This is a genomic window from Patiriisocius marinus, from assembly GCF_008974325.1.
In the GTDB taxonomy this organism is placed as follows: domain Bacteria; phylum Bacteroidota; class Bacteroidia; order Flavobacteriales; family Flavobacteriaceae; genus Patiriisocius; species Patiriisocius marinus.
In genome coordinates this window covers 798,840-825,609 of record NZ_BKCG01000001.1, presented here as the reverse complement: position 1 = coordinate 825,609, position 26,770 = coordinate 798,840, and the positions used below count along the sequence as shown (strand labels likewise).

General features: G+C 33.8%; 31 protein-coding genes and 1 tRNA gene. 16 read left to right on the top strand and 16 right to left on the bottom strand.

Translation table 11 applies throughout. The features are described 5' to 3' along the window. Positions 1 to 151 precede the first annotated feature (151 nt). Positions 152 to 1,144: a tRNA dihydrouridine synthase DusB gene (gene dusB / locus GBH57_RS03635; RefSeq protein ID WP_151672686.1), complete on the top strand. Its 993-nt coding sequence runs from the start codon at positions 152 to 154 to the stop codon at positions 1,142 to 1,144. A gap of 19 nt (positions 1,145 to 1,163) precedes the next feature. Here dusB and GBH57_RS03630 read toward each other — a convergent pair whose 3' ends face one another. Both GBH57_RS03630 and rbfA read right to left on the bottom strand, forming a co-directional pair. Next, entirely contained in the window at positions 1,164 to 2,369 is a 1,206-nt protein-coding gene (locus GBH57_RS03630) for an ABC transporter permease (RefSeq protein ID WP_151672685.1), read from the bottom strand. A gap of 1 nt (position 2,370) precedes the next feature. Beyond that, positions 2,371 to 2,793, bottom strand: coding sequence for a 30S ribosome-binding factor RbfA (rbfA, locus tag GBH57_RS03625; RefSeq protein ID WP_235904635.1), 423 nt, complete (start codon positions 2,791 to 2,793; stop codon positions 2,371 to 2,373). Between the two features lie 116 nt (positions 2,794 to 2,909). Between rbfA and mce the strand changes: the two genes are divergently transcribed. From mce to GBH57_RS16395, 3 genes are all read left to right on the top strand, one after another. Continuing rightward, a complete protein-coding gene (gene mce, locus GBH57_RS03620; RefSeq protein ID WP_151672969.1) occupies positions 2,910 to 3,311 on the top strand; it encodes a methylmalonyl-CoA epimerase in 402 nt (133 codons plus the stop codon). A gap of 53 nt (positions 3,312 to 3,364) precedes the next feature. Then, a tRNA-Ile gene (locus tag GBH57_RS03615) sits at positions 3,365 to 3,438 on the top strand. 193 nt (positions 3,439 to 3,631) lie between these two features. Beyond that, positions 3,632 to 3,868, top strand: a complete 237-nt coding sequence (locus GBH57_RS16395; protein WP_507763216.1) for an Fjoh_0651 family PID-CTERM protein — start codon at positions 3,632 to 3,634, stop codon at positions 3,866 to 3,868. Here GBH57_RS16395 and GBH57_RS03605 read toward each other — a convergent pair. Beyond that, positions 3,849 to 4,439 (bottom strand): riboflavin synthase, encoded by a 591-nt coding sequence (locus tag GBH57_RS03605; protein WP_151672683.1) that lies wholly within the window; start codon positions 4,437 to 4,439, stop codon positions 3,849 to 3,851. The two genes, GBH57_RS16395 and GBH57_RS03605, sit on opposite strands and share 20 nt — an antisense overlap. Positions 4,440 to 4,526: 87 nt before the next feature. On the opposite strand from GBH57_RS03605, the gene pdxA reads away from it, so the two are divergent. The 9 genes from pdxA to GBH57_RS03560 all read left to right on the top strand — a co-directional run bounded on the left by pdxA (position 4,527) and on the right by GBH57_RS03560 (position 11,879). Then, positions 4,527 to 5,585, top strand: coding sequence for a 4-hydroxythreonine-4-phosphate dehydrogenase PdxA (pdxA, locus tag GBH57_RS03600; protein WP_151672682.1), 1,059 nt, complete (start codon positions 4,527 to 4,529; stop codon positions 5,583 to 5,585). An 85-nt stretch (positions 5,586 to 5,670) separates the two neighbouring features. Then, entirely contained in the window at positions 5,671 to 6,219 is a 549-nt protein-coding gene (locus GBH57_RS03595; protein ID WP_151672681.1) for a YceD family protein, read from the top strand. 9 nt (positions 6,220 to 6,228) lie between these two features. Then, entirely contained in the window at positions 6,229 to 6,426 is a 198-nt protein-coding gene (gene rpmF / locus GBH57_RS03590; protein WP_151672680.1) for a 50S ribosomal protein L32, read from the top strand. A gap of 181 nt (positions 6,427 to 6,607) precedes the next feature. Then, entirely contained in the window at positions 6,608 to 7,606 is a 999-nt protein-coding gene (locus tag GBH57_RS03585) for a beta-ketoacyl-ACP synthase III (protein WP_151672679.1), read from the top strand. A 39-nt stretch (positions 7,607 to 7,645) separates the two neighbouring features. Further along, on the top strand, positions 7,646 to 8,125 hold the full coding sequence (gene accB, locus GBH57_RS03580) for an acetyl-CoA carboxylase biotin carboxyl carrier protein (protein ID WP_151672678.1): 480 nt from the start codon (positions 7,646 to 7,648) through the stop codon (positions 8,123 to 8,125). A gap of 75 nt (positions 8,126 to 8,200) precedes the next feature. After that, entirely contained in the window at positions 8,201 to 9,556 is a 1,356-nt protein-coding gene (gene accC / locus GBH57_RS03575; protein WP_151672677.1) for an acetyl-CoA carboxylase biotin carboxylase subunit, read from the top strand. A 116-nt stretch (positions 9,557 to 9,672) separates the two neighbouring features. After that, positions 9,673 to 10,791 carry an NAD(P)/FAD-dependent oxidoreductase gene (locus tag GBH57_RS03570; RefSeq protein ID WP_151672676.1) on the top strand — a complete coding sequence of 373 codons (1,119 nt, stop codon included), beginning with the start codon at positions 9,673 to 9,675 and terminating at the stop codon, positions 10,789 to 10,791. A 45-nt stretch (positions 10,792 to 10,836) separates the two neighbouring features. Further along, the gene (locus tag GBH57_RS03565; protein ID WP_151672675.1) at positions 10,837 to 11,295 is read left to right on the top strand and encodes a 3-oxoacyl-ACP synthase; all 459 of its coding nucleotides are present in this window, start codon (positions 10,837 to 10,839) and stop codon (positions 11,293 to 11,295) included. Continuing rightward, positions 11,295 to 11,879, top strand: a complete 585-nt coding sequence (locus tag GBH57_RS03560; protein ID WP_151672674.1) for a HupE/UreJ family protein — start codon at positions 11,295 to 11,297, stop codon at positions 11,877 to 11,879. The genes GBH57_RS03565 and GBH57_RS03560 overlap by 1 nt, the downstream gene beginning before the upstream one ends. On the opposite strand, the gene GBH57_RS03555 is transcribed toward GBH57_RS03560, so the two are convergent. The 13 genes from GBH57_RS03555 to GBH57_RS03495 all read right to left on the bottom strand — a co-directional run bounded on the left by GBH57_RS03555 (position 11,876) and on the right by GBH57_RS03495 (position 25,225). Then, positions 11,876 to 12,406: a DUF421 domain-containing protein gene (locus GBH57_RS03555; RefSeq protein WP_151672673.1), complete on the bottom strand. Its 531-nt coding sequence runs from the start codon at positions 12,404 to 12,406 to the stop codon at positions 11,876 to 11,878. The genes GBH57_RS03560 and GBH57_RS03555 overlap by 4 nt on opposite strands. 99 nt (positions 12,407 to 12,505) lie before the next feature. Next, entirely contained in the window at positions 12,506 to 12,925 is a 420-nt protein-coding gene (locus GBH57_RS03550; RefSeq protein ID WP_151672672.1) for a hypothetical protein, read from the bottom strand. Then, positions 12,926 to 13,876, bottom strand: coding sequence for an ABC transporter ATP-binding protein (locus GBH57_RS03545; protein WP_151672671.1), 951 nt, complete (start codon positions 13,874 to 13,876; stop codon positions 12,926 to 12,928). It lies immediately after the preceding gene. A 106-nt stretch (positions 13,877 to 13,982) separates the two neighbouring features. Beyond that, positions 13,983 to 16,148, bottom strand: coding sequence for a prolyl oligopeptidase family serine peptidase (locus GBH57_RS03540; RefSeq protein ID WP_151672670.1), 2,166 nt, complete (start codon positions 16,146 to 16,148; stop codon positions 13,983 to 13,985). 91 nt (positions 16,149 to 16,239) lie between these two features. Beyond that, complete coding sequence (locus tag GBH57_RS03535; RefSeq protein ID WP_151672669.1) at positions 16,240 to 16,617, bottom strand: DoxX family membrane protein; 378 nt, start codon at positions 16,615 to 16,617, stop codon at positions 16,240 to 16,242. 92 nt (positions 16,618 to 16,709) lie between these two features. Further along, entirely contained in the window at positions 16,710 to 18,092 is a 1,383-nt protein-coding gene (locus GBH57_RS03530; protein WP_235904634.1) for an Ig-like domain-containing protein, read from the bottom strand. 61 nt (positions 18,093 to 18,153) lie between these two features. Next, positions 18,154 to 19,764 carry an FG-GAP-like repeat-containing protein gene (locus GBH57_RS03525; RefSeq protein ID WP_151672668.1) on the bottom strand — a complete coding sequence of 537 codons (1,611 nt, stop codon included), beginning with the start codon at positions 19,762 to 19,764 and terminating at the stop codon, positions 18,154 to 18,156. Positions 19,765 to 19,784: 20 nt separating this feature from the next. Beyond that, positions 19,785 to 21,191, bottom strand: coding sequence for an Ig-like domain-containing protein (locus tag GBH57_RS03520; protein ID WP_151672667.1), 1,407 nt, complete (start codon positions 21,189 to 21,191; stop codon positions 19,785 to 19,787). Between the two features lie 95 nt (positions 21,192 to 21,286). After that, positions 21,287 to 21,700 carry a DoxX family membrane protein gene (locus GBH57_RS03515; protein WP_151672666.1) on the bottom strand — a complete coding sequence of 138 codons (414 nt, stop codon included), beginning with the start codon at positions 21,698 to 21,700 and terminating at the stop codon, positions 21,287 to 21,289. Positions 21,701 to 21,764: 64 nt separating this feature from the next. Further along, the gene (locus GBH57_RS03510; RefSeq protein WP_151672665.1) at positions 21,765 to 22,754 is read right to left on the bottom strand and encodes an aspartate-semialdehyde dehydrogenase; all 990 of its coding nucleotides are present in this window, start codon (positions 22,752 to 22,754) and stop codon (positions 21,765 to 21,767) included. 215 nt (positions 22,755 to 22,969) lie between these two features. Beyond that, a complete protein-coding gene (mscL, locus tag GBH57_RS03505; protein ID WP_151672664.1) occupies positions 22,970 to 23,371 on the bottom strand; it encodes a large conductance mechanosensitive channel protein MscL in 402 nt (133 codons plus the stop codon). Positions 23,372 to 23,451: 80 nt separating this feature from the next. After that, positions 23,452 to 24,561 carry an alanine racemase gene (alr, locus tag GBH57_RS03500; protein ID WP_151672663.1) on the bottom strand — a complete coding sequence of 370 codons (1,110 nt, stop codon included), beginning with the start codon at positions 24,559 to 24,561 and terminating at the stop codon, positions 23,452 to 23,454. A gap of 4 nt (positions 24,562 to 24,565) precedes the next feature. After that, entirely contained in the window at positions 24,566 to 25,225 is a 660-nt protein-coding gene (locus GBH57_RS03495) for a thymidine kinase (RefSeq protein WP_151672662.1), read from the bottom strand. Between the two features lie 145 nt (positions 25,226 to 25,370). Between GBH57_RS03495 and GBH57_RS03490 the strand changes: the two genes are divergently transcribed. The 3 genes from GBH57_RS03490 to GBH57_RS03480 are packed head-to-tail and all read left to right on the top strand — an operon-like array spanning position 25,371 to position 26,762. Then, entirely contained in the window at positions 25,371 to 26,168 is a 798-nt protein-coding gene (locus tag GBH57_RS03490) for a DUF8457 domain-containing protein (protein ID WP_151672661.1), read from the top strand. A gap of 4 nt (positions 26,169 to 26,172) precedes the next feature. Further along, on the top strand, positions 26,173 to 26,529 hold the full coding sequence (locus GBH57_RS03485) for a DoxX family protein (protein ID WP_151672660.1): 357 nt from the start codon (positions 26,173 to 26,175) through the stop codon (positions 26,527 to 26,529). Continuing rightward, positions 26,529 to 26,762: a hypothetical protein gene (locus GBH57_RS03480; protein ID WP_151672659.1), complete on the top strand. Its 234-nt coding sequence runs from the start codon at positions 26,529 to 26,531 to the stop codon at positions 26,760 to 26,762. The genes GBH57_RS03485 and GBH57_RS03480 overlap by 1 nt, the downstream gene beginning before the upstream one ends. The last annotated feature ends 8 nt before the right edge of the window (positions 26,763 to 26,770 follow it).

Genomic DNA, 26,770 nt, shown 5'->3' with positions numbered 1-26,770 from the left:
CATATTTTTTGGCTAACGCCGAAATTTTAAATCGTTAATATTTCCGAAGATAACCCACCTAAAATCTGATTAAATTTTACAGCTAAAAAATTGTTTATTTTTGTACTCTAAATAACACTAAACTAATTCGCTTTTTGAGCGAAGTTGAAGTATGAGCAAAATAGGCGACATAGATGTAGGAGATTTCCCATTGTTACTTGCACCAATGGAAGATGTTAGTGACCCACCGTTTCGTGCGTTATGTAAGGAACAAGGGGCAGATGTTGTATATACTGAGTTTATTTCTAGCGAAGGACTTATACGCGATGCTTCTAAAAGTGTTATGAAATTAGACATTTACGAAAAGGAACGACCTGTAGGAATTCAAATTTTTGGGGCTGTTTTAGAATCCATGTTAAAGAGTGTAGAAATAGTCGAGGCTAGTGGGCCAGATATTATTGATATTAATTTTGGGTGTCCTGTTAAGAAAGTAGTTTCTAAAGGAGCAGGAGCAGGTATTTTAAAAGACATTGACCTTATGGTTTCATTAACTGAAGCTATGGTAAAACACACAAAACTTCCTGTTACAGTAAAAACAAGATTGGGTTGGGATGATGATTCTATAAAGATTGTAGAAGTAGCAGAGCGATTACAAGACGTAGGCTGTGCGGCAATATCTATTCACGGTCGTACGAGAGCTCAAATGTATAAAGGAGAGGCAAATTGGGCGCCAATTGCTGAGGTTAAAAATAACCAACGAATGCACATTCCTGTTTTTGGGAATGGCGATGTAGATACTCCTGAGAAAGCGATGCTAATGCGAGATAAGTTTGGTTTAGATGGAGCTATGATAGGTCGTGCTAGCATAGGGTATCCGTGGTTTTTTAAAGAAGTAAAACATTATTTTGAAACAGGAACACATGCGGCTCCTCCAACTATGGTAGAACGAGTAGCAGCAGCTAGACGTCACTTAGAAATGGCTATAGATTGGAAAGGCGAAACATTAGGGGTTTTTGAAACTCGCCGTCACTACACAAATTATTTTAAAGGAATCCCACACTTTAAAGAACACCGAATGAAAATGGTAACAAGTGACGCAAGTGCTGATGTATTTGCCGCATTTGATGAGGTACTAGAAAAATTTCACGACTTTCAGTTTGTGTAGAATATTGTTTTAGGGACTGTTATTCTATTAAGCGTTCTCTTACACGACTAGCAGCAATTGTTGCAGCAAGAAGCCCTAGAATTGAAATTGTAGCAAAAACGATAAGAATGTTTTCAAATTTTAGTTTTACAGGATATGGAAGTGTAGGGGTAATGTGTATAAATTCAAATTTAAGCTGAAGCCAAACAACAATTACTCCAAGTATAATTCCTAGAACACCTCCAAGAAAAGTCATTAAGGCACCTTGTAAAAAGAAAATACGGCGAATACCGCTAAGTGTAGCGCCCATGTTGTAAAGTGTTTTAATGTTTTTACGCTTATCTAGAATCATCATAATTATAGATCCTATTACATTAAAAAGCGCAATTATCATTACAAGCGTACAGATTAGATACACAGCAACATTTTCAGTATTAAGCATTTTATAAAGCGCATCATTTTGCTCAATTCTGTTTTTTAATAAAATATCATTATTAAAAATTTGAGATATTTGATCTCTAACATCATTTTCTAAAGCACCTTCTTTCAACTTAATTTCTAAACCTGAAATTTTAGTAGAGTCGAGGCTTAGTAAATTTCTAGCAAAATTCAAGTCACTGAAAACATATTTACTATTGAGCTCTTCGTTCACAAAATAAACTCCAGAAACAACAACACTTTCCTTGTTAAAGTCTTTTCCAGGATTTAGAGGGTCTAGTTGTCCAATACCAGGTTTAGGAACAAAGATTTCTAAAAAGTTTAAATAATCTCTCGCTCCTAAACCAAGTTTCTGTGATATTCCATAACCTATTACGACCTCTTGTTTATTAGGTTCGAACCAGGGAGCAACAATCATGATACTATCTATAGCATTTACATTTCCGAAGTTTTCATCAACCCCTTTTATGTAACCAATAGTTTTTTTACCTCTAAATTGCATAAAAATGCGCTCCTCTATTATTTGAGAATAAGAGCTAACACCATCAATTTTAGATAATTGTAATTGTTGAGCATCACTAAAATTTATAGTTTTCCCTGAAGAAGGGAGCACCTTTAAATCTGGATCAAAAATGCTTGTGTATTGCAAGCTAAAATCTTTTAAACCAGAAAACCCGCTTAAAACAATAAACAACACTAAAGAACTCACTACAACACCTGTTGCAGCAATAATAGTAATAATGTTGATAGCGTTATTACTGCTTAATGAAAACAGATAACGCTTTGCTATATATAGCGAAAAATTCAATCTAAGACTTTTTGCGTTTTGGCATTAAATCAGGGTTTTTCAATGGATCTTCCTCACCTTTAACCGCTTCATCAATTTTTTCAATGTAATCTAACGAGTCGTCATTGTAGAAATATAACTCCGGCATACGTCGCAATTGGTGTTTAGTCAATTGAGATATTTCGTGTTTTATTTGTGGCTTAATAGCATTTAATTCCTTTACAATATCATCTGCATTTGTAGACGGAAAAACACTCGCATATACCTTGGCTATTGACAAATCAGTTGTTACTGTAACTTTGCTTACTGAGATTAAAATTCCCATTTGTCCAGCTTCACGCAATCTGTTTTGTAGCACATTAGCAAGATCTTCTTGAAGAACTCCTGCTATCTTTTTTTGTCTATTACTTTCAATCATAGCGCAAAAATAGACAATAAATGACATTGACGGACGCTAAGGTGTATAGTAATTGGTATTTTTGATAGCTATTCTGAAATATTAATGCGTTAAAACTTGTTATATTTCAAGATAAAAACTAAAAACTTAAATAAATGGAACATATAACTAAGATTGAACACATAGGTATTGCTGTGAAAAGTTTAAAAACAGCGAATGAAGTTTACAGTAAACTTTTAGGTTATGAACATTATAAAACGGAAGGTGTGGCATCAGAGGGTGTACAAACTTCTTTTTTTAAATGTGGAGAAAGTAAAATAGAGCTTCTTGAAGCAACAAACGATGATAGTCCAATTGCTAAGTTTATAAACAAAAAAGGTGAAGGGATACACCATATAGCCTTTGCTGTAGAAGACATTGTATGTGAAATTGAACGTTTAAAAGGAGAGGGATTCACAGTTTTAAACGAAACTCCTAAAAAAGGAGCAGATAACAAATTAGTAACTTTTTTACACCCCAAAAGTGCTCACGGAGTGCTAATTGAGTTGTGTCAAGAAATTAAATAGTGAAAAAAGTTTGTGAAAAACGTAAAACAGATTACTTTTGCACGCAGATTACCGGTCCTATAGCTCAGCTGGTTAGAGCACCTGACTCATAATCAGGGGGTCCATGGTTCGAGCCCATGTGGGACCACTAGTTCTTTATATACGAAAATATTAAAACCTACATTGTTAGTATTTAAGTAGTTAAGGGGCTAATACATAATAAAAATCAAGTGTAAAATTTGATTCAGAACAATATCTCACAATATTAACTGTTAATAAATAATAGATAAAAGGTCGATTTTATCCGTTATAATAAAAATTTTATTACTTTAGCCCACTGTATGCGACCCCAAATCGTTAAAATATTAGCCCCAGTATTCTGTTTTCTTACAGCTATACCTATGCTTGGACAAGGCCTTTCGGCTAGTTCAGGTCCACCACCACCAACCAAAATGTGTCCTACGTGTCCACCAGAACTTCCGTTAGATACTAACATTGCTATTCTAATTGTTGTGGCTATTTTTTACGGAATATATGTTGCCTATAAGAATAGAAAATTTATAAATATCCCTCAGTAATACGTTTAACGTATTTCCCAATTACATCAAATTCTAGATTCACAATCGTGCTTTTTTCAAAGGTATGGAATACCGTATGTTCATATGTATAAGGTATAATAGCAACACTAAAGCTATCTTTTTTTGAATCTACAACAGTTAAGCTTACGCCGTTTACAGTTATTGAGCCTTTTTCAATAGTAATGTTGTTTAGTGATGTGTCATAACTAAAAGTGTACTTCCAACTCCCATTAGTTTCCTCTACCTCAGTACAAGTTGCAACTTGATCAACGTGCCCTTGAACAATGTGTCCATCAAGTCTTTCTCCTAATTTCATTGCTCTTTCAAGATTCACCAATGATCCAGTTTTAAGTGATGATAAGTTGGTTTTTTGTAGCGTTTCATTAATTGCGGTTACTACATAGCTTGTATCATTTAGTGAAACTACCGTTAAGCAAACTCCATTATGTGAGACACTTTGATCAATTTTAAGTTGTGGTGTTAGTGTGCTTTCTACTTCAATATGTATATTATCATCATCTTTTCTTAATGATTTTATTTTACCTAAGGACTCAATAATACCTGTAAACATAGTCTAATTCGTTACATTTGTGATACCAATTCATTCGTGATATTAAATTGGTTTTTAGCAAAAATAACTATAACAGTCATAAGCATAATGAGCAAAGGAGATAAAATAATAGTTGGAATTTCAATAGGTGATCTTAATGGAATAGGAAGCGAGATTGTTTTGAAAACATTTGAAGATTCGCGAATGCTTGATTTTTGTACACCGGTGATCTTTGCGAATGTGAAATTGATGTCCTTTTTCAAAAAGCAATATGGGAAAGAAATTAATTTTCATGGGATAGATACTTTAGATAAAATTGTATCTAAAAAAATAAACGTACTTAATGTTTGGAAGGAGCAAGTTGAAATAAAGTTTGGTGAAGAAGATTTTAAAATAGGTGAGTACGCAATTAAATCATTATCTTCTGCTGTAAAAGCACTTAAGGAAGAGGCCATTGATGTTCTTGTAACAGCACCTATCAACAAAGCGAATATTCAAAGCGAAACGTTTAAATTTCCAGGACATACAGATTATTTAAACCAAGAATTAAAGGGGGATAGTTTAATGTTAATGATTAGTGAGACTTTAAGAGTTGGGTTATTAACAGATCATGTTGCAGTAAAGGATGTGTCAGCAGCTATTACAAGAGATTTAATCGAGAATAAAATAAACACAATACATAAAACTTTAATTCAAGATTTTGGAGTTGAAAAGCCAAAAATTGCAGTATTAGGGATAAATCCTCATACGGGTGATAATGGAGTAATTGGGGATGAGGACGATACTGTTTTACGCCCTACTTTAGATAATTTAAGAAATAATGGCAAGACAATTTTTGGTCCTTATGCCGCAGATAGCTTCTTCGGTTCTGGAAATTATAAAAATTTTGACGTAATTATTGCTTCATATCACGACCAAGGGCTAATTCCTTTTAAAACATTAGCTTTTGGTTCTGGAGTTAATTTCACAGCTGGTTTAGACAGAATAAGAACATCGCCAGACCACGGTACAGCCTACGATATAGCTGGAAAAGGGTTAGCAGATCACTCATCATTTAGAGCTGCTGTATTTAGTGCTATTGAAATTTTTAAAGCACGTAAAGAATATGCGATTATTGCAGATAACCCGTTAAAAATCAGCAAGCGAAAGCCGTTTGTAAAAAAGTAGTGATAAAATAATTTGCAAATCAAATATTTTTTTATCTTTGCACCCGCTTTATACGTAAGGCGTGTTTTATAATTAAGGTGTGACAATGAGAGATTTGAAAGAATTTACAATTCCATTCGTGGGATTGAAACTAGGAAAACACCATTTTGACTATAAAATAGAACGAAAGTTCTTTGAGCACTTTGAGTTTGACGAATTTAATTCAGCAGCTATTAATTTAGATGTTTTATTAGATAAAAAAACAACTCTTATGGAGTTTACACTTACTTATTCAGGAAGTGTAAATGTTAATTGTGATGTAACTAATGAGCCTTTTGATCAAAAAGTTGAAGGTAGTTATCACTTTGTAGTTAAATTTGGCGAAGAGTATAATGATGAAAATGAAGATTTACTCATTATATCTCACGGAAGTTACGAAGTAAACATTCAGCAATTTGTATATGAGTCAATTGTTTTAAATTTACCAGCAAGAAAGGTACATCCAGGTATAGAGGATGGGACTCTTAAAAGCGATATATTAGACAAACTTGAAGAATTAAGCTTAAAGTCGACAGAAGAAGAAGTAAACGAACCCAAAGAAGGACCAACAGATCCTCGATGGGATTCATTAAAAAAATTATTAAACGATAAATAACATAAAGTAATGGCACATCCTAAAAGAAAAATCTCCAAAACAAGAAGAGATAAAAGAAGAACACATTACAAGGCAGTTGCTCCTCAAATAGCTACTGACCCTACAACTGGTGAGTCGCATTTATACCACAGAGCACACTGGCACGAAGGTAAATTATACTACCGTGGACAGATTGTAATCGATGCTGTTGAAGAAATAGAGGCATAAAGTATTGCTTTAAAACTTATTGATTGAAAAACTCTCACGGTCTGTGAGAGTTTTTTATTTATCTAAATTTTTTAGATTCTCCAAAAAAGGTGAATTTCTCATTTTTTTTGATTAAAATTCAGTATTTTTCGTGCCCTTTAGAGATACTTTATCTCATTAAAGCCGAATTTAAAAGAATTCTATGAGTACAATCACTGCTGCAATTACAGCTGTAGGAGGCTACGTTCCTGATTATGTTTTAACTAACAAAATTCTGGAAACCATGGTCGATACCAACGATGAATGGATTACCAGCCGAACAGGAATTAAAGAGCGCCGTATCCTTAAAGGTGCTGATAAAGGAACCTCGTTTTTAGCAATTGAAGCTGCGAAGGATTGCCTTTCAAAAAATAATACAAACCCAGAAGATATTGACATGGTGATTATGGCTACGGCCACACCAGATATGCCGGTTGCGGCAACAGGCGTTTACGTTGCATCCCAAATAGGAGCCGTTAACGCTTTTTCATTTGATCTAGTAGCTGCTTGTTCAAGCTTTCTGTATGGAATGTCTACAGCAGCACGATATATCGAGTCTGGAAGATATAAAAAGGTTCTATTAATAGGAGCTGATAAAATGTCTTCAATTATTGACTATACAGATAGAACAACCTGTATCATTTTTGGTGATGGAGGTGGAGCTGTTTTATTTGAAGCCAATGAAGAGGGCTATGGTCTTCAAGATGAAATATTAAGGTCTGATGGAATAGGTCGCCACAGCTTGAAAATAGACGCTGGTGGTTCAATCTTACCCTCATCTGCAGAAACTGTTGCAAACAAGCAACATACGGTTTTTCAAGATGGGAAAACGGTATTTAAATTTGCCGTTTCAAATATGGCAGATGTTTCAGAACAAATAATGATGCGTAATAATCTTACGGGAGATGATGTTCAATGGTTAGTGCCTCATCAGGCTAATAAACGAATTATTGATGCAACTTCAAGGAGAATGAAATTACCAGAAGAGAAAGTGATGATTAATATTCATAAATATGGGAATACTACATCAGCAACACTTCCGTTATGCCTTAATGATTATGAGAGCCAACTAAAAAAAGGAGACAATCTTGTATTTGCATCCTTTGGAGGAGGATTTACTTGGGGGGCTATTTACGTTAAATGGGCATACGATTCAAAATAGAATTTTAAACCAATAGAAAAGTATATAAAAACTAACAATATGGAATTAAAAGACATTCAAAATTTAATCAAGTTTGTAGCTAAGTCAGGTGCTAGTGAAGTAAAACTTGAAATGGAAGACGTTAAAATTACCATTAGAACAGGAGAGCACGGTAAAGGCGAAACTACGTATATACAGCAATTGCCTACTATGGCAGCTGCAGCTCCACAAGCTGCGCCAGTAGCACCAGCTGCACCAGCAGCTCCAGTTACTCCAGTAGCAGAGGAAGAAACTTCTAAATTTATCACTGTAAAATCTCCAATTATTGGAACTTTTTACCGTAAGCCATCTCCAGACAAACCTATGTTTGTTGAAGTGGGAACTCAAATAGGTGAAGGTGACGTACTTTGTGTTATCGAAGCTATGAAACTTTTTAATGAAATTGAAAGTGAAGTTACTGGTAAGATTGTAAAAATCTTAGTAGATGATGCTTCACCTGTAGAATTTGATCAGCCACTTTTTCTAGTTGATCCGTCTTAAGTTTAATCATAATTCTCTTTTCTAATCACGATTAATTTCGAGAATAGAACGTGGAATTTACTAATTTCAGAATTTATGTTTAAAAAGATATTGATTGCCAATAGAGGTGAAATTGCATTACGTGTAATTAGAACTTGTAAAGAAATGGGTATTAAAACTGTAGCAGTTTACTCAAAGGCAGATGAAGAAAGTTTGCATGTAAAATTTGCAGATGAAGCTGTATGTATTGGTCCAGCACCAAGTAGTGAAAGTTATTTGAAAATGTCAAACATCATTGCTGCTGCAGAAATTACTAATGCTGATGCGATTCATCCAGGATATGGGTTTTTATCTGAAAATGCGAAGTTTTCACGTATTTGTGATGAGCACAATATTAAATTTATTGGAGCATCACCAGAAATGATTGAAAGAATGGGAGATAAAGCAAATGCTAAATCTACCATGATTGCAGCAGGAGTACCTTGTGTTCCTGGAAGTGAAGGTGTAATACCAGATTTCAAAACCTGTCTTAAAGTAGCTAAAGAAACTGGATATCCAGTAATGCTTAAAGCTAGTGCAGGTGGTGGAGGTAAAGGAATGCGTGCCGTTTGGAAAGAAGAAGATTTACAAGATGCGTGGGAATCTGCACGACAAGAAAGTAAAGCTGCTTTTGGAAATGATGACATGTATATGGAAAAGCTTATTGAAGAGCCTCGCCACATTGAAATTCAAATAGTAGGTGATAGCAACGGAAGAGCTTGTCATTTAAGTGAACGCGATTGTTCTGTACAACGTAGACACCAAAAATTAACTGAAGAAACTCCAAGCCCGTTTATGACAGATGAGCTTAGAGAAGCAATGGGTACAGCAGCAGTAAAAGCGGCTGAATATATTAAATATGAAGGTGCAGGAACGGTAGAATTTCTAGTTGATAAACACCGTAACTTCTACTTTATGGAAATGAATACTCGTATTCAAGTAGAGCACCCTATTACTGAACAAGTGATCGATTTCGATTTAATTCGTGAGCAAATAATGGTAGCAGCAGGAATTCCTATTTCAGGAAAAAACTACCTACCAAATCTTCATTCAATTGAATGTAGAATCAATGCTGAAGATCCTTATAATGATTTTCGCCCATCACCAGGTAGAATCACAACATTACATGCTCCAGGCGGACACGGTGTTCGTTTAGATACTCACGTGTATGCAGGATATTCAATACCACCTAATTACGATTCAATGATTGCTAAGTTAATTACAACAGCGCAAACACGTGAAGAAGCAATTAGCAAAATGAAACGCGCATTAGATGAGTTTGTAATTGAAGGTATTAAAACTACAATTCCTTTTCACAGACAATTAATGGACCATCCAGATTACGTTGCAGGAAACTATACAACGGCATTTATGGATACGTGGAAAATGAATGACCCTGTAGACGAAGAATAGTACTTATTAGTTAGTACTGTTTTTTGCAACATGCATAAATTTTATATAAAGCACCAAGAGTTTCTATTCTTGGTGCTTTTTTTTATCTTGTTTTTAACTTCTGAAATATTAAAAAAATGAACATTTCGTATTGGGAACAAACCTCTTGGTTCAACAATATTGATTACGCAATAATAGGTAGCGGAATAGTGGGATGTAGCTGTGCGTTAGAGTTAAGAAAAAGATATCCTGAAGCTACGATAGTACTATTTGAAAAGGGATTTTTACCAAGTGGAGCAAGTACAAAAAATGCTGGATTTGCTTGTTTTGGAAGTCTTTCAGAAATATTAGACGATTTAAAAACCCACAGTGAAGACAAAGTTGTTGAACTAGTTAAAGAACGAAAAAAAGGACTAGAAACATTACGCTTGCTATTAGGTGATGAGGCAATAGATTACCAAGAGCATGGAGGTTACGAATTATTTGAAGCAACTCAATTAGAGTTCTATAACGAATGTATTTCACAAATTGACACTGTAAATAGACTGTTAAAACCAATATTTAATGATAGGGTGTTTTCTGAAATTGACACCCCATTTGGATTTAAAGGTGTACACGCTAAAACAATATTCAATAAGTTTGAAGGTCAGATTGATACAGGAAAAATGATGCGGGCTTTAATTCGTAAAATTTCCGAAGAAAATATAACAATTATTAATGGTGTAACAGTAGGGGATATAACCTCACTTAAAAATATTTGTTCGTTACAAATTAATGGTGGAATAACTATAAAAGCTAAAACTGTTTGTATTACAACCAATGGATTCGCAAAGCAATTGTTGAGTGAAGACGTAGAGCCTGCAAGGGCCCAAGTGTTAATCACGAAACCTATTGAAGGTTTAACAATAAAAGGAACTTTTCACCTTGATAGGGGATATTATTATTTCAGAAATATAGAAAATAGAATACTTTTTGGAGGAGGTCGCAACTTAGACTTTAATACCGAAAAAACTACCGAAAATGGATTAACGCCTATAATACAAAATACATTAGAGTCTATTTTAAAATACACAATACTTCCATCAACACCTTTTGAAATTGATATGAGGTGGAGTGGTATAATGGGAGTAGGTGGTCAAAAAACACCTATTATTAAAAAAATTGACGACCATATTTATTGCGGTGTTCGTTTAGGTGGAATGGGAATTGCAATAGGAAGTTTGATTGGCAAAAATTTAGCAAATCAAGTTCGCTAGCAATATAAATTTGAAGTACTTTTATCTTCTAGATTCGTCATATAAATGAACACAAAGGAATTAAAATCTGCCCTTTTACAAGACTGTGAAGCCATAGTCAACAATCGATTGGAAAAAATTCAACAAACTATAGCTGGTATTGTTGAATCTTTAGACGATGAGTCTAAAAGTAGTGCTGGAGATAAACATGAAACTGGAAGAGCAATGCTTCAAATTGATCGCGAAAATGCTGGTAAGCAATTATTAGAAATAGAACAGCTTCAAGCCTTAATAAGACGTATAGACGTTTCTCAAACTACAGACTATGTTAGACTAGGAAGCTTAGTTTATACTAGCCTAGGAGCCTTCTTTATTAGTATTTCAGCAGGATTAATAACTAAAGGTAAGTCAAGTTACATTTGTGTTGCTTTAAAAGCACCATTGGGAATGTTATTTTTAGGAAAGAAAAAAGGGGATGTTGTTGAATTTAACGATAGAAAATATACAATTACAAGTGTTGCCTAATGAATGATTTTATTTTTTATTTTAAGCAAGGACTAGCTCATATTTTAGATATTGATGGTATAGACCATATGTTATTTATTCTTGCTATGGTTGTTTTCTTCGACATTAAGCAATGGAAAAAGTTACTCATATTGGTAACTGCCTTTACACTTGGACATAGTATTACTTTAGCATTATCTTCATTCAACATTGTACAAATTGATAGTAGTTTAATAGAGCTATTAATACCAATAACCATAATCATTACTTGTTTTAATAATATTATTAAAACAAGAAAAGAACAACGAACTAACTACGTATTTCTTTATGGATTAGTTCTGTTCTTTGGGTTAATTCATGGATTAGCTTTTTCAAATTTCTTAAAAATGTCCCTTTTTGAAAGTGATAGTATTTTGTTACCGCTTTTAGGTTTCAATTTAGGAATTGAAATAGGACAATTGTTGATTGTAACGGTATTTATGATTCTCGTTACGTTGATTTTAAAGACTACATCTGCAATAAGACATCAACATATTACAATTGTTGTTTCAGTTATTATTATGTTAGTCTCACTATATCTGTTGCAAGGTTTGTTGTTAGACTAAAGTTTTACATCATCCATTAGAAACGAATCAATTTCTAGTTCTTTTGTCGAGTGAAGTACACTAACATCACCCGTAGTTTCTAGTATAACAGCTTTTACTTGGCTTAATTGTAAAACATTAGCTTCTCTTAACTTTCCTCTTAGTTCATCTTTAGTAACTTTTGTTTTTTTCAAAGCCTCTTCAATAATTTTACCATTCTTCATTAATAATATTGGCGAATTATCAATTAGATTTTGAGCAGTATCACTTTTAAAAAGCACTAAAGAAATTAGATAATTCATTCCATATAGCAAACCTACAATTAAAGCTCCCATTAAAAGTTTAGGGCTTCCTGTTCCTATGCTCATTGCAAAAATATTTCCAATTGCTATAGTATTAATGAAATCAAACCCTGTCATTTTACTAAAGCTTTTAAGCCCAAAAATTCGAGTATAAATAATTAGCGCTGTATATATAATTGCTGCACCTATTATAATTGACAACAATGTATTCCAGTCTAAATCCTTTGTAAAGTAATCCCAATTCATAGTGTATCTATTTAGCGTTCAAGGGAAGATACTTTTTATACAAAAGACTATGCGTTAATAATTTCAGAAATAATGTTAAGTTTTTCAGTATCGCTCATTTTATAAGGTATATATGCGAAAACTAACAGAAAGAATAAAAAGTAATGTCCATAATACTGTTCTAATCCAGTTACGGATAATCAAAGAGGATAACGTTTTTAGAGTACTTGTACCTTGTGCTATTTTGCCATGTAGTGGAACGAAAAATACAAATGTAATTAACCATAACGACCACACTAAAATTGCGTATACGCTATTGTTAAAATCAACTTTTTCAAATAGCTGAATAATTGAAATAATTAGTTGGCTAAACATTAAAGGAATAACAATTACCGCTAATCTCCCACTATATTTTTTGTGCCATAACACCAGATGATTCTTATTACAATACTTGAAACTAGGATAGACAATAAGTTGTACCATCCATATGAGCACAGCCATTCCGCCATCGATAATGAGTCTAATTTCAGTTAAATCCATCTACTTTTTTAAATACACAAACTCACCAGCAACTAAAGCGTTAGGATTGTTGAAGTAAACAGTATTGCTATTAATAGTTGCAATTATTAAATAGTGAGAGCCCTTAAAAAATGATTCTTGAATTTCTACTTTTAAAGAAGTCTTTTCAGCTGAAATTTTCAATTGATGAGGTAGTAAATATAGTGATTTTAAAGTAGTACTTGTAGGTAAAAGCTTAGGCTCAATAACTGAAACTTCACCAAAAAATCCACCCTGATATTCAGTAGAAAATGAATTGAAAAGATGCTGAGGGGTTCCATACATTTCCTCTTTTCCGTTTTTTAATAAAAGAATGTTATCTGCAAAAGCAAGTGCTTCTTCACTATCATGTGTTGCAGAAATACAGACAATATTTGATTTTTTTAAATAGTTAAAAAGTTGTCTGCGAAGTTTGTTTTTTAGAAAACTATCAATACTACTAAATGGCTCGTCAAGTAATAATATTTCAGGTTTCTTTGCTAAGGCTCTAGCAATTGCTACGCGTTGTTTTTGACCTCCGCTAAGGTGTGCAACTTTTGTGTTTTTAAATGCTTGTAATTCGACTACTTCAAGTAACTCGTCAACTCTTGCATTATCTGAAATTTTATCTAAGCGGTTAAGGTGTTCTGCTATATTTTCGGCAACGGATGTATATGGCATGATATCCAGATCTTGACTCACCATCTTCATAAACAGTTCTCCAGGTATGAGTTTGTGAGTTGGTCCTAAGAGTTTAATCTCATTCCATTTGACTTCTCCATTTTCTAAATGAAAGAGTCCGTATATTATAGATAACAAAGTAGATTTTCCGCATCCACTTTCTCCTAAAACAGCTAAGTGTTCACCAGGCTTTAATGAAAATGAAAGATTTTCGAGAATTAATATTTCCGAAGCATTGGGATATGAAAATTTATCTATGGTTACCTCGAGCATTTGTATTCTTGTTTTGGATGTTCTAAAATGTGGAATTAGAATATGGTAAAAATACAACCTCCTCCAAAAAGGAGGAGGAGTTTATTAAAATAAAAGTAATTTTAGTCTATTGTTTTAGTGTAGAACCCACTTTTTTAGGAAGTACTTGGAAGCCCATATTGTACAAAGTGAAACCATAGATGTCTGCATATTGTTCAATGGTTTTACTTACAGGCGTTCCAGCTCCGTGTCCTGCATCAGTTTCAATTCTAATCAAAACAGGGTTTTCACCTGTTTGTTTGTCTTGTAATTCTGCAGCAAATTTAAAACTATGTGCAGGAACCACTCTGTCATCGTGATCTCCCGTAGTTATCAACGTAGCAGGATATTGTGTGTTTGCTTTTACATTGTGTACAGGGGAGTAACCTTTAAGATATTCAAACATTTCTTTACTATCCTCAGCAGTTCCATAGTCATATGCCCATCCTGCTCCAGCTGTAAAAGTGTGATAACGCAACATATCTAATACACCCACCGCTGGTAATGCTACTTTTGCTAAATCTGGTCGTTGAGTCATTGTTGCTCCCACGAGTAATCCTCCATTTGATCCTCCTCTTATTGCTAAGTAATCGCTTGAAGTATATTTTTCATTAATTAGATATTCTCCCGCAGCAATAAAATCGTCAAATACATTTTGCTTTTTCAATTGAGTTCCAGCATCGTGCCATTTTTTACCATATTCTCCACCACCACGTAAATTAGCAACGGCGTAAACACCTCCTTGTTCCATCCATACGGCATTTGCGATGCTGAAGCTAGGTGTTAGGCTAATATTGAAGCCTCCATATCCATAAAGTATGGTTGGGTTTTTACCGTCTAGTTTTAAGCCTTTTTTGTGAGTTATTATTAATGGTACTTTCGTTCCATCTTTGGAAGTATAAAATATTTGATTGCTTTCGTAAGCTTCAGGATCAAAATCAATATCTGGTTTTCTATATAATTGAGAATCGCCTGTTTTCATATCAAATTTATAAATGCTTCCTGGCGTTACATAGTTTGTAAATGAATAGTAAAGTTCAGTTTCATCTTTTTTAGAACCAAATCCTCCAGCAGAACCTACTCCTGGTAATTTGATTTCACGAATTAGTTTTCCGTTGAAATCATATTGCATCACTTTACTTACGGCATCCACCATATAATTTGCGAAGATGTAACCTCCACCAGAACCTGCACTAAGCACATTTTCGGTTTCTGGTATTACATCAACCCAGTTTTCTGGATTTGGGTTAGATGCGTCAACTTTTACAACTCTCTTATTAGGCGCATTTCGGTTTGTTAATAAATATAATGTTGATCCTTCATTGTGGAGGAGATTTGTATCACTATCAGTATCGTCTAAAATTGTAATGAAGTTGCTCTTTGGGTTTGATAGATCTTTGATAAAAAGCTTATTACCTGAAGTAGATACAGATGCGGATACCATTAAATACGTATTGTCTTCACTAGTATAACCAGCTACATACCTATGTTTTTCACTTGCAGTTCCACCATAAATAAGGACATCATCTTTTTGTTTTGTACCTAGTTTATGATAAAAAAGTTTGTGTTGGTCAGTTTTAGCTGAAAGCTCACTTCCTTTTGGTTTATCATAACTTGAATAATAAAAACCATCATTAGATTTCCAAGAAATCCCACTAAACTTAATATCAATGAGGGTGTCCTCAACAATTTTATTAGTTTCAGCATTGATAACTAAAATTTTCCTCCAATCACTTCCACCTTCACTAATGCTGTAGGCGGCCATCTTTCCACTATCACTAAAACTTAAACCTCCAAGCGATATGGTTCCATCCTCTTTAAATGTATTAGGATCTAAAAATACTGTAGCAGTTTCTGGGTCATCACCTGTTTTGTAACGGTAGATAACATATTGATTTTGTAGACCATCATTTTTATAGAAGTATGTATAATCACCCTCTTTAAATGGAGATCCAACTTTTTCATAATTCCAAAGTTCTGTTAGACGTTCCTTAAGTTCATTTCTGAATGGAATATTATCTAAATAACCATATGTTGCTTTGTTTTCAGCTTTTACCCACGCTCCAGTTTCTTCACTCATATCATCTTCAAGCCAGCGATATGGGTCTTTTACTTGAGTGCCAAAATAATCAGTTATAGTATCAACTTTAGTTGTTTTAGGGTAGGTCACTTTTATACTTTCTTTAATTTTTGTTTCTTCTTTACAGCCTGTAAATAGGCAAAGGGCAACAATAGGATACATAGATAGTTTCATAGAAAATTTGTTGAGGTTTTTTTTATAAAAATACAAAAAACTGTTTTTAACAATGCTAAAAACAGCTTTCTATATTTTGACTGTGTGGGTGTTATGACTGAAAAAGAGGTCTGTATGCTTTCCAGTATTTATAGATTAATATCACATTAATTAAAACGATAATTGCTGCAACTAGTATTCCTGATATATCTAAAAATATATGAAATAGCAAGATGTTAATTGCAATGGGGGCTAACAGTATTAAAGCAAATGGAACCCATTTATTTAGGATTAATAAAAGTCCAATTAATACTTCTAGTGCGGCGACAATGTATAATACATATCCAGTACTCTCTAATGAACTAATAAAATTTGCAGCCGCAGGAGCCATTTCAAATATTGGGATAAATGGAACAAATTTATTAATTCCAAACACTAGCAAAGTAATACCCAACAAAAAGCGTAAAATAGTAGTAAAAGTAGAATTCATATAAATTAGATTTTATGGTTATCATTTAAAGATACATAAAATTAAAAAGCCATGTTCTAATTTATTGCAATAGGGTTAGTTAGGCAGCCATATTAGTCGCAGGAATCTGATAAAGAATTAATGTAATTAGTTAACAGCTCAATACCTTCATCATGAATTAGACGTCTTCCTAAAAGTGGCATTCTCAAATTTTCTTCTAAGGTATTTAGTCTTGCAAAAATAACAGAGTTTTCAGGATCTCCAGGCTTAATTAATTTTTGGTCGACTAACCCATCTAAAAATTGATCCGGATTAACACAAACTCCTAAGTTTTCAGGATCTCCGTTTTCATCAAAAGCAAAACGCATAGGGCGATAGTTACAATGTCCTTCATCTCTATGGCAACTAGCACAATTAATATCTACATAGGACCTAAGTCTAAGTTCAAGTGATTGAGAAACATCATTATAGTCTACAACTGTTGCAATGTTAGTTGGGAGAGTATTTTCTAAATACCCGATATCAATCCACTTTTGTAGTTGGTTTTGAATACCATCATTATATAGATAATCACCATTTAAATTTTGAGGTTTTACCCCTATAGGTTGATTTACAGCATTATTTTTATGACACGTAAAGCATTCACTTCCTGATGGCATATGATACGTAAACGATCGTTCTATGCCATTTTCAATAAATGTAACATCTTTGAACCCACCATCTCCTTCGGTGTCTAAAAAGGCCTCTGTTTGATCTTCGTTCCAGAAATATTCGGCAAAAGTCCACCCTTCTTCTTTTCTAATCATTAGTCTAGTCTCAATGATTTCTTGAGTGTTTGACGGGAGCACATTTTCGTAGAAAAAACTTTTAATAATAACGGAACCAACAGGAAATTCTATAGGTTCTGCTTCGCCATTATATGTCGCTTTAGTATTTGGTGGAAGCCAAATAAATCTTTTTTTGTGAGCATAATCTGAAAATAAAGAACTTATAGGTTCATATGGTAAAACACCGCCCACTGGTGTTAAACTGTTAAGAGGAGTTTCAAAAAAGTTATACTCTGAAAGGGTGTTATATGGAACTAAAGCAAGGTTAACTGAAACTGCATTAGTAGCTTGTACCGTAATTTTTATTGTTTCCGTTTTACATGCTGTTGCGCTATTGCAAATTGTATAGAACATTTCGGTTTCACCTAAAAAAATATCATTAGCAGTATATAGAATTGTATTGTCTAAAACACTATCAATATTTGCACCCTCATCAATAATTGCAGTTCCATGTGCAGGAGTTTCTATTGTGAGCACTCCAGACTCGCTGACATTGCTGTCATTGTTTAAGACTGAAATTTGAAGGGTTTCTCCTTGGTTAAGAACAACAAAATCTGCTGAAGTAGTTATAGGAAGGCCTTCATATTGTTGTTCTTCGTCATCATTACAACTGATAATTGAAAGTAATAAAACAAAGATTAATGGATATAGAATGTGTGGTGATTTCATAAAATAAAAAGCACCATTAAGATTTGTCCTAATGGTGCTATTAACTATTAAATTATTAGGATTATCGCTTAGTAAATTTCTTTGATTTCAACGTTTTACGTTTAAATTTTTTGTCGATAATTCTTAAAAGATATTGTCCAGATGCAAGTTGCGATACGTTAATTGAACCTCCATTAGAGATTTCACCGTGCATTACACGTCTTCCAGATAAGTCAAAAATGGTATAAATAGGATCAATATTATCTTCAATGTTAGTAATATTTAATTGGTCAACTGCAGGGTTAGGATAGATAATTACATCAACAGTTTGATTTTCATTAATACCTAAAATGCTTTCGCCTTCAGTAAAAGTGTGTGTTGTATTAGCTTCAACATCTTCAAATACATCAATTATTCCTGATGGCCAGTATATTGTAACTGTGTTTGCTTGTGTGTCTGCTCCTAATCCAAAGTGAGTATTTAATGTACTCATGTTACGAAATCCTTCACCGCTACGTACATCTCTAATTTGGTTGCCTGAGTCTGTAGTAATTTCAATTCTCGCCCCTATTCCGTCTAAATTACTTTGAACACCTTTTGTGTTTATTTTTAACCAGTTATTAGAGTTAGCGTTGTTAATACGGTAGAAACTGTTACCCATTGAGTCAATAAATCCATCATTGTTTAAATCTCCAAAACCACCATTTCCTATGTTTTCAGTTCCAATAGTAAAAGTTAAATCTCCATTTCCGTAAAGAATATATCCTCCCGAAACGATATCAGCATTACCATCGTTATCAAAGTCATATGTTTGGTTTTCGATATCAGTTGTATTAAAACCTGTTAGTCCAGAATCAGCAATTACGTTAGTGAAAGTACCATCACCATTGTTTTCCATAAGTCTGTGGAAACCATTGTTGAATGTGCTCGCTCCTATCCAAGCATCCATATCTCCATCATTATCATAATCTGCCCAAGCACTAGACCAAGTTTGCATATCATCTTCAAGATTCATAGAAGCACCCATTTCAGTAAATGTGCCATCACCATTATTTACGTGCATTTCATTGTCACGTCTAGCAGATTCTCCACCACATTTAGCGATAAATAAATCTACATCACGATCATTGTCAAAATCAACCCAAACAGAACCATAATGTCCTCCTGAAGGATAATCACCTAACCCACCTTGATTGTATGTGAAATTACCATCGCCGTCATTAATGTAATAAACGCTAGGTTCAACATCGTGACACACATAGGCATCTAAATGTCCGTCATTATTAATATCTACAAAATTTGAACGTTGTGAAAATACATATTCAGGCCCAGAAACTTCAGTAAAAGCTGTTCCTTCAGCATTCGCTCTCATAAATGTTACACCACTACCTCCACCGTAAAGTAGGTCTGTAAATCCATTACGATCATAATCTGCTGCTGCAAGACTCCAAGAAGGTGTATTGTTAGCATTTGTAGTTGTTACTTCACGTTCTTCAAAAGTCCCATCAGTTTGTTGAATAAACATTTGGATTTTATTTGTAGAAATTGAAATAATATCGTCTAAATTATCACCATTCATATCTACAATTCCACGATCTGTATAGTTTGTACCAATGGATTGTGTTGAAAAGGAAACTTGTGCACTGGCAGTAAATCCTGCTGTCATTGCCAGTAAAAATAGTAGTTTTTTCATTTTTTTTTGGTTTTAGTTAGTTAGTCGCAATCTTCGGTTAGTGAATTAATCCAGTCCTCCATTAAGGCAAGGCCTTCTGGATGAGCTAAACTTTGCCCAAATTGAGGCATTTTATATTGACCATCGCCTTCGACAGCCATTCTAAAGTAAATTATTGAATTATCTATATCCATAGGAGCAATTAGTTTTTGCCCTGTCAATCCTGGAATTGGAGTGTCTGCGTCAATACAAACGCCTAAGTTGTCTAAGTTGTTTGTGTCTGTATATGACAATCTAATACCTCTGTAATCTCCTTGACCACCATCTTGATGACAATTACCACAATTGATATCTATATAAGCTCTCATTCTTTCTTCTAAAGGAGCCGACATATCTGTCCAGTCTGCAACTGTTGTTATTGTTGATGGTAATGAATTTTCAAGGTATCCAAAATCAATCATTTTTTGTAATTGATTTTGGATACCATCTTCATAAACAATTTCCGAATTTATACTTTCAGGTTTGATCCCTAAAGGGGTAAAACTTCCTGTATTATGGCAAATAGTACATTGGCTCATTGCGGGAAATCTATAATTTACAAATCGAGTTTCACCGTTTCTAATCCATTCTGTTTCTTTAAAACCTCCATCTCCTGTTTTGTCTAAAAAAGCTTCAGTTTGATCGTCATTCCAAATGTATTCAGCAAATTCCCATCCGGAATCCATTTTTACCATAACTCTAGTTTCCATTATTCTAGTAGAATTATTTGGAAGAACAGCATCGTTAACTACGTTGTTGTAATAGAAAACTTTGATTAAAGCACTTCCTGTTGGAAAATCTAAAGATTTATTATCTGCAATATATGATGCTTTTTGTCCAGGCGGAATCCACAGATATCTGTCCTTTTCTGCGTAATCCGTAAAAAGAGGGGTGATAGGCTCGTATTTTAAAACACCATAGGCAGCTTGAACATCTGTAATATTTCCGCTAAAAAAATTATATTCTGAAAGGGTGTTATATGGAAAAGAACCCAAATCTAAAGTAACTGGAGTTTCATTAAAAACATCAATACTTACAGTTGCTGTTTTGCAATTTGTACCATCATTTAGGCAAATAGTATATTGAAAGCTATCTTGTCCAGTGAAATTTTGAGATGGATCGTAAGTAACAACGTCATCTCTTACATCATTTGTACTTTGGTTATTGTTTATTGTTGCAGCTCCATTTGTTGGTGCTGTAATAGTTAATATTCCATCTTGAGGAATATTAGTGTCATTGTTAAAAATATCAATTTCAACTGTAGATAATGTTGAAACCTGTACTACATCTTGTTGAGTTGTAATTTCTAACGGAACATATACTTCTCCACCGTTATCGTCTTCACTACAAGAGATAATTACACTTAAAAGTGCAATACTAGACAACAATAAAGAAAACTTATTTTTCATAATAATTTAAGAAAGAACATCAAATATAACATAAACGCTAAAAAACTAACACAATATACAGTTATTTAACAGCTATTGTGGTTTGAATGAGTGAATTATGAGAAAATTGACTTGTAAGAATCCCAATTTATGTAGATTAAATAGCCATTAACAATAGCAACTAGTAACGCAGGACCTATATTAGGCAGATTTACAAATAAATGGAATAGTACAATGTTTACAGAAATAGGCACTAACATAAGTAATGCTAAACGAGTCCATTTGTTTAAAATTAAGAGTAGACCAATTATTATTTCCGAGAGTCCTACTAAACCCATAATATATCCTTTTCCAGTTGACTCGCTTGCAGATGAAGCATGGTCTGAAAAACGTAAAGTGCTAAATAAATGTTCTGCCTCTGGATATCCAGTGAAATCAAAATCTGGCATAAACCAAAAAAACTTGTTTAAACCAAAGGCTAGTAACATTAGTCCTAAACCACTTCGAAGTGCTATATGAATTTTTTTCATCTATTTATTTTTGGGTTGTATGCCAAATTTAGACGAAAAAATGAAAACACCTTACATTGTTGATTTACAGTAACCTATTAACCAGTAAGTATTCTGCTATTTGAATGGCATTTGTAGCGGCTCCTTTACGAAGGTTATCACTCACAATCCACATATTTAGAGTATTAGGTTGAGTCATATCTCTACGAAGCCTACCTACAAAAACGTCATCTTTACCTTTCGCATAAATAGGCATTGGGTAAGTATTGGTATCTGGATTATCTTGAAGAACAATTCCTGGAGTATTATGTAATATGGTTCTAACCTCCTTTAGGTCGTAGTCATTTTCAAACTCCACATTTACAGATTCACTATGTCCACCAGCGGTAGGTATTCTAACTGCTGTTGCGGTAATTGAGAATGTACGATCGTCAAGTATTTTTTGTGGTTCCTGAGCTAGCTTTAATTCTTCTTTTGTATAACCATTTTCCATAAAAACATCGCAATGCGGGATGGCATTTCTGTTGATAGGATAAGGATACGCCATAGCCCCTTTTATGCCTTTAGTTTCGTTATCTAATTGACGAACTGCATGAACACCAGTTCCTGAAACAGACTGATAGGTAGAAACAATAACCCTTTTCATTTTATATTTATCGTGTAATGGAGATAATGCCATCACTAACTGTATAGTTGAGCAATTTGGGTTTGCTATAATTTTATCATCCTTCGTTAAAATTTTAGCGTTAATTTCTGGAACAATCAATTTGTATCCCTCTTTCATTCTCCAAGCAGAAGAGTTATCGATAACAGTTGTACCGTTTTCAGCAAACTTAGGAGCCCATTCTAATGAAGTTTCTCCACCAGCAGAAAAAATAGCAATATCAGGTTTAGCCGCAACAGCTTCTTTCATTCCTAAAATTTTATGCATCTTCCCTTTAAATACTAACTCACGCCCAATAGAACGCTTAGAGGCTACGGGAAGTAGTTCGGTTAAAGGAAAGTTACGCTCCTCAAGTATTTTCAACATTACTGTGCCAACCATTCCAGTGGCACCAATTACAGCTATCTTCATAGTACAACAATTATTTTTGTATAAAAATACTCCCATTTTTTGAAACCCCATTTGACTTGAACTCAAAAAAAGACCCCACTATCGAAAACGATAGTGGGGTTTAATTAATTAGGTAGTGTAGCGGTCCTAAGTATTATTTACTTTAGAGCTTCACTTTCTCAAAAAAACACTATCACACTTACATAGAGGAGTGTGATAGAGATTGACAATGTCAATTATTTTTTAAGTGAATCTCTAATTTCTTTAAGGATATCTAACTCACTTGGTCCTGCAGGTGCTGCCGGAGCTGGAGGAGTTTTTGTTTTGTTGTATGCTTTAACGATCATAAACAATACAAATCCTACAATGATTAAGTTGATGATAGCGTTTATCCACTTACCATACATAATTGCATTTTCAGCTTTAATTACTGCACCATCTGCGCCTACAACAGCATCATCTAATACTACTTTTAATTCAGCGAAATCAACACCGCCAGTGAAATGACCTACAATAGGCATCATAATATCACTAACAAATCCACCTACTACTAGACCTAGAGCTCCTGCAAGTAATACAGCTACTGCTAAATCGATGACGTTACCCGTCATTATAAAATCTTTAAATTCTTTTAACATTATTATTTGGTTTTATGATTATTGGACGGCAAGATAGTAATTTTTTGTTTTCTTTAACATATAAAGCCTGTCAGCAGAAACTATATTCGATGAACCACACGTTTTATCCGCTGAGAAATTGCAGTGATTAACTCATAAGGAATAGAGTTTATCTCATTAGATAGATTTTCGGCAGTTGAAACTGTTCCAAAAACAATAACTTCATCTCCTTCCTTACAATCAATATTAGTAACATCAACCATTATCATGTCCATACATACATTACCTTGAATAGGTGCTTTTTTATTATTTATGGTAACCCAACCAACACCATTCCCATAAGCCCTTGATATACCATCAGCATGACCTATTGGTAAAGTAGCTGTTCTCGTTTTAGACACAACTTTAAAGGCTCTGTTATAACCTAATGTATCACCAGGTTGAAGTTCGTGAATTTGCGAAATAACAGTTTTCAATGTTGCAACTGGTTGTAATTGCGCAGTAATAGTTTTATCATTACCAAAACCATATAACCCAATTCCAGATCGAACCAAATCGTATTGCGCTTCAGGATAATTGATAATTCCCGATGTATTTAACGTATGACGAAAAGGTTTATAAGGCAAAGCCGAAATAATAGTTTCCGAAATATTGCTAAACAATTTAAGTTGTCGCTCTGTAAATTCTTTCTCATTAGGATCCTCACTTGCGGCAAGATGAGAGAAAATAGAACGAACCTTAATATATGATTGAGAAGTAATTATTTTTAAAGCTTCAGATATTTCATTTTCCGAAAAGCCCAATCTATTTAAACCAGTATTAATTTTTAAATGTACAGGATAATCTGTTTGATTTTTTTGCTTTGCAAAAGACAAAAAACCTTCTAACATTTTCAATGAATATATACTAGGTTCTAGGCAACGCTCAATAATTACATTAAAGTTTGTAGGGAGTGGATGCAAAACTAAAATAGGACTTTTAATTCCGGCATTCCTTAATTCTACTCCTTCATTAGCATAGGCAACAGCAAAATATGCAACACCAAGTTTTTCAAGTTCTTTTGAAACCTCAACGGCATCACTTCCATAACCAAAAGCTTTAACCACAGCCATCATTTTAGTGGCAGCATGTAGCTTACTTTTTAAAAAATGGTAATTATGTGCAAGAGCACTTAAGTTAATTTCAAGTTGAGTTTCAAGCGCTTTAGACATCTTTTTATTGTGCTTGTTTTCCTAGAGAATCTTCTGTTTTACTGTTTAACTCTTCGTGAGATTGAACGTCTAATTTACGCACTTTTTCACGGAGCATTGCTTTATAAAATGCAGCACGACTTAATGGTTCGTATTCTTCAGTTTCTCCTAAAAGAACAAGGTCATCACTAGTAGATTTTCTGAAACTATAATTTGCAAGATTTCCTGTACGTGGGCAAACAGCGTGTACTTTTGTTACATATTCTGCAGTAGCCATTAAGGCTGGCATTGGTCCAAAAGGATTTCCTTTAAAATCCATATCTAAACCTGCGACAATTACACGAACACCTCTATTTGCAAGATCATTACAAACCTTTACTATTTCGGCATCAAAGAATTGTGCCTCATCGATACCAACAACGTCACATCCATCAGCTAAAATTGGAATATTAGCAGCAGCAGGAACAGGTGTTGATCTAATTTTATTTTTATCGTGAGAAACCACTTCTTCTTCATCATAACGCGTGTCTACAGATGGTTTAAAGATTTCTACTTTTTGGCGTGCAAACTTAGCACGTTTTAAACGTCTAAGTAATTCTTCAGTCTTACCTGAAAACATAGAACCACAAATCACTTCGATCCATCCGAATTGTTCTTTTTGGTTTACTGTATTTTCTAAAAACATATGGGATATTTTAGACGAAAATGTACTAACTTTCCGTTTTACTTCTGAATGCGTAAATTTATAAAAACAAATTTGCCCAACACTCATAAACTTTGATTTTATGAGGTACTAAAATTTAAAAGCCAATAAAAAAAAAGGAATTCTAATGAGACAAGCTATTGCAAAAGAAATCGATAAACTAGCAAAACAACTATTAATTGCAGATGGCGACTTTGATATCGCTAATCATAAAAAAACTATAGTCACTCTCTTTGAAAAACTTACTGTACTTGAATATTTAGAGAAGGACACTACCCAACAAGCAATAAAACAAGCTGCTGCTCTAGATTCAAAAAGTTACCGTGAGGAAAATTGGTTTAAAGAACCAGAAGCGGTTCCTGCACCAGAACATAAAGATGCACTTGTTGAACCTGTAATGGAAAAAATTAAAGATCTTGTGGCACAAATGCCTAAGGAATCACAAAAAGTTGATGACCTTTTAGAAGAAATACTTCCAGAAAAGAAATACATTAAAAATGATCTTGAAGAATTTGCTGCTCGATACCAAGAAACACCAACCTTTGAGCGTAAAGTACAAGAGGTAAAACCAAAAGAAGAGCCTATTCTAGAAAAAAGAGAACCAGCAAAGGGTATTGAGGCTCCATCATCAGAGCAAGATTTAGTAAAAGATAAGGGTATATCAGACAAACCAAAATCTCTTAATGATGCTATAAGTGGTTCGTTAAAACTAGGTTTAAATGACCGTATAGCATTTACAAAACATCTTTTTACAGGTAGTGCAGACGATTTACAACGTGTTCTCTCGCAAATAAACACTTTTACATCTTACAATGAAGCTAATAACTTTATCCAAAATCAAGTAAAACCAGACTATAATAATTGGGTTGATAAAGAGGAGTTTGAAGAGCGGTTTATGTTGTTGCTTGAAAAACGTTTCAATTAAGATTATGAAAACACAAAAAAGCATTTATTGGATAGCTACGGCATTTATGTGTGCGATGTTTTTATATTCCGCAGGAATGTATTTAACAAAACCAGAAATGGTTGCTGGCTTTTTTGAAGCGCTACATTACCCAACGTATTTAGTATACCCATTAGCGATTGCTAAAATACTTGGAGTGATTATGGTACTTTGGCGAAAAAGTAATTGGTTAACGGAGTGGGCATATGCAGGGTTCTTCTTTGATGTTGTTCTTGCTTTTTTTGCGCATCAACAAGCAGGGCATGATGTTACGCAAACCCTCGTAACAATGATATTAATTTTAGTTTCCTATTTCTTTGGAAAAATAGTGAGGTTCAATTAATGGTTAAACAATTTTCTAGGTTTTTAAATAAATTAATTGAACAAGTTCCCTTTGAAATAGGAGTTGTAATTATTGGTTTAGGTTTTATTTCTCTTGCATTAAGAATATTTTTCAAAGAATCTTGGAGAATGAAAAATCATAGTGTTTTATCTTGGAAAACGTTCGTTGACTCTTGGGCAGTAATAGTAATGCTGTTTATGATGGGATTTTCCATTTTATTTAAGGAATTTTGACAATGAAT

Bases quoted from the DNA above. Each gene is read 5' to 3' on its own strand.
- dusB (WP_151672686.1), top strand. From the start codon at position 152: ATGAGCAAAATAGGCGACATAGATGTAGGAGATTTCCCATTGTTACTT.
- rbfA (WP_235904635.1), bottom strand. From the start codon at position 2,793: ATGTCATTTATTGTCTATTTTTGCGCTATGATTGAAAGTAATAGACAA.
- GBH57_RS16395 (WP_507763216.1), top strand. From the start codon at position 3,632: ATGCGACCCCAAATCGTTAAAATATTAGCCCCAGTATTCTGTTTTCTT.
- GBH57_RS03605 (WP_151672683.1), bottom strand. From the start codon at position 4,439: ATGTTTACAGGTATTATTGAGTCCTTAGGTAAAATAAAATCATTAAGA.
- pdxA (WP_151672682.1), top strand. From the start codon at position 4,527: ATGAGCAAAGGAGATAAAATAATAGTTGGAATTTCAATAGGTGATCTT.
- GBH57_RS03595 (WP_151672681.1), top strand. From the start codon at position 5,671: ATGAGAGATTTGAAAGAATTTACAATTCCATTCGTGGGATTGAAACTA.
- rpmF (WP_151672680.1), top strand. From the start codon at position 6,229: ATGGCACATCCTAAAAGAAAAATCTCCAAAACAAGAAGAGATAAAAGA.
- GBH57_RS03585 (WP_151672679.1), top strand. From the start codon at position 6,608: ATGAGTACAATCACTGCTGCAATTACAGCTGTAGGAGGCTACGTTCCT.
- accB (WP_151672678.1), top strand. From the start codon at position 7,646: ATGGAATTAAAAGACATTCAAAATTTAATCAAGTTTGTAGCTAAGTCA.
- accC (WP_151672677.1), top strand. From the start codon at position 8,201: ATGTTTAAAAAGATATTGATTGCCAATAGAGGTGAAATTGCATTACGT.
- GBH57_RS03570 (WP_151672676.1), top strand. From the start codon at position 9,673: ATGAACATTTCGTATTGGGAACAAACCTCTTGGTTCAACAATATTGAT.
- GBH57_RS03565 (WP_151672675.1), top strand. From the start codon at position 10,837: ATGAACACAAAGGAATTAAAATCTGCCCTTTTACAAGACTGTGAAGCC.
- GBH57_RS03560 (WP_151672674.1), top strand. From the start codon at position 11,295: ATGAATGATTTTATTTTTTATTTTAAGCAAGGACTAGCTCATATTTTA.
- GBH57_RS03555 (WP_151672673.1), bottom strand. From the start codon at position 12,406: ATGAATTGGGATTACTTTACAAAGGATTTAGACTGGAATACATTGTTG.
- GBH57_RS03550 (WP_151672672.1), bottom strand. From the start codon at position 12,925: ATGGATTTAACTGAAATTAGACTCATTATCGATGGCGGAATGGCTGTG.
- GBH57_RS03545 (WP_151672671.1), bottom strand. From the start codon at position 13,876: ATGCTCGAGGTAACCATAGATAAATTTTCATATCCCAATGCTTCGGAA.
- GBH57_RS03540 (WP_151672670.1), bottom strand. From the start codon at position 16,148: ATGAAACTATCTATGTATCCTATTGTTGCCCTTTGCCTATTTACAGGC.
- GBH57_RS03535 (WP_151672669.1), bottom strand. From the start codon at position 16,617: ATGAATTCTACTTTTACTACTATTTTACGCTTTTTGTTGGGTATTACT.
- GBH57_RS03530 (WP_235904634.1), bottom strand. From the start codon at position 18,092: ATGAAATCACCACACATTCTATATCCATTAATCTTTGTTTTATTACTT.
- GBH57_RS03525 (WP_151672668.1), bottom strand. From the start codon at position 19,764: ATGAAAAAACTACTATTTTTACTGGCAATGACAGCAGGATTTACTGCC.
- GBH57_RS03520 (WP_151672667.1), bottom strand. From the start codon at position 21,191: ATGAAAAATAAGTTTTCTTTATTGTTGTCTAGTATTGCACTTTTAAGT.
- GBH57_RS03515 (WP_151672666.1), bottom strand. From the start codon at position 21,700: ATGAAAAAAATTCATATAGCACTTCGAAGTGGTTTAGGACTAATGTTA.
- GBH57_RS03510 (WP_151672665.1), bottom strand. From the start codon at position 22,754: ATGAAGATAGCTGTAATTGGTGCCACTGGAATGGTTGGCACAGTAATG.
- mscL (WP_151672664.1), bottom strand. From the start codon at position 23,371: ATGTTAAAAGAATTTAAAGATTTTATAATGACGGGTAACGTCATCGAT.
- alr (WP_151672663.1), bottom strand. From the start codon at position 24,561: ATGTCTAAAGCGCTTGAAACTCAACTTGAAATTAACTTAAGTGCTCTT.
- GBH57_RS03495 (WP_151672662.1), bottom strand. From the start codon at position 25,225: ATGTTTTTAGAAAATACAGTAAACCAAAAAGAACAATTCGGATGGATC.
- GBH57_RS03490 (WP_151672661.1), top strand. From the start codon at position 25,371: ATGAGACAAGCTATTGCAAAAGAAATCGATAAACTAGCAAAACAACTA.
- GBH57_RS03485 (WP_151672660.1), top strand. From the start codon at position 26,173: ATGAAAACACAAAAAAGCATTTATTGGATAGCTACGGCATTTATGTGT.
- GBH57_RS03480 (WP_151672659.1), top strand. From the start codon at position 26,529: ATGGTTAAACAATTTTCTAGGTTTTTAAATAAATTAATTGAACAAGTT.